The organism is Fulvivirga aurantia, assembly GCF_009711475.1.
Lineage (GTDB): Bacteria > Bacteroidota > Bacteroidia > Cytophagales > Cyclobacteriaceae > Fulvivirga > Fulvivirga aurantia.
The window spans coordinates 1-1423 of record NZ_SMMD01000269.1; the positions used below are offsets into that span (position 1 = coordinate 1).

1 protein-coding gene is annotated in these 1423 nt (G+C 39.9%); it reads left to right on the forward strand.

Annotated features, from left to right (window positions below; genetic code table 11):
- The coding region (locus E1176_RS01050) for a sigma-54-dependent transcriptional regulator (protein ID WP_155208735.1) at positions 1 to 1347 on the forward strand (1347 nt) is incomplete at its 5' end.
- Positions 1348 to 1423 lie beyond the last annotated feature (76 nt).

Sequence of the window (1423 nt, forward strand, 5' to 3'; positions counted from 1 at the left end):
GACGATGAAGACGTGCTCCTTGCCGCCAAACTTTTATTAAAGAAACATGCCCACCAGGTAATTATAGAAAAGAACCCAAAAAAGATTCCTTTTTTACTTAATAATGACACTTATGATGTCATCCTGTTGGATATGAACTTCAGCAAAGACACTACAAGTGGCAAAGAAGGCTTTGAATGGCTCGCACACATTTTGGAACATGACCCATCTGCTGTTGTAATCATGATCACTGCTTTTGGAGATGTAGAGATGGCTGTAAGAGCGCTTAAAGAAGGGGCCACAGATTTTGTGCTTAAGCCCTGGCAAAACGAAAAATTACTAGCTACGATCTCTACAGCCATAAAACTAAAGAAGTCTTATAAAGAGGTTGACAAGTTAAAAAAAGCTAAAAAACAGCTGGAAGAAGATATCAATCAGCCTTTTAAAGATATCATTGGCAGAAGCAGGGCCATACAAGATGTGTTTAATCTTATTGAGAAAGTCGCAAAAACTGATGCCAATGTTTTAATTCTTGGTGAAAATGGAACCGGTAAAGAGCTTATCGCCAGAGCCATTCACCAGCGATCATTAAGAAAAGACAATAGCTTCATCTCAGTAGATATGGGTGCTATTACAGAAACCCTCTTTGAAAGCGAGCTTTTCGGTCATAAAAAAGGTGCCTTTACTGATGCCAAAGAAGATCGGGCAGGAAGATTTGAAATTGCCAATGAGGGCACTCTTTTCCTTGATGAAATTGGCAACCTAAGCCTACCCCTTCAGTCTAAATTGCTCACAGTACTACAAAACCGAACTGTCACTCGTATAGGCACCAATAAAGCCATCAATATCGATATCCGGTTGGTTTGCGCCACGAATATGAACATCCATGACATGGTGCAGGACAACACATTTAGGCAAGATCTACTCTACAGAATTAACACAGTCGAAATTAAGCTACCTCCTCTGAGAGATCGTTTAGATGATATTCCTTTATTAGCCGAGCATTTTATAAAGCAGTATGCCAAAAAATACCGCAAAGAAGTAAAAGGTATTTCTGATGATGCCATCCACAAACTCAAGAAGTACAATTGGCCAGGTAACATCAGAGAGCTACAACATGCTATCGAGCGTGCCATAATTATGACTGATGACAATACGCTTGACAGTGCTGATTTTCTTTTCTTATCTCCCGGGGCAAGCAGTGGTGGCTCAGATGTAAACACTGATAATCTAAATCTGGATGAAGTAGAAAAATCTGTCATTCAAAAGGCCATCAACATTCACGATGGCAATATTTCTAAAGCCGCAGAAGAGTTGGGTCTTACGCGTGCATCTCTCTATAGAAGGCTAGAAAAGCATGGACTTTAGTAATTCTAAAACCGCTGTTTACGTAAGGGTCGGCCTACTTACTGCAACAATCTTTTTGTTGGCATTTCTTATTTAC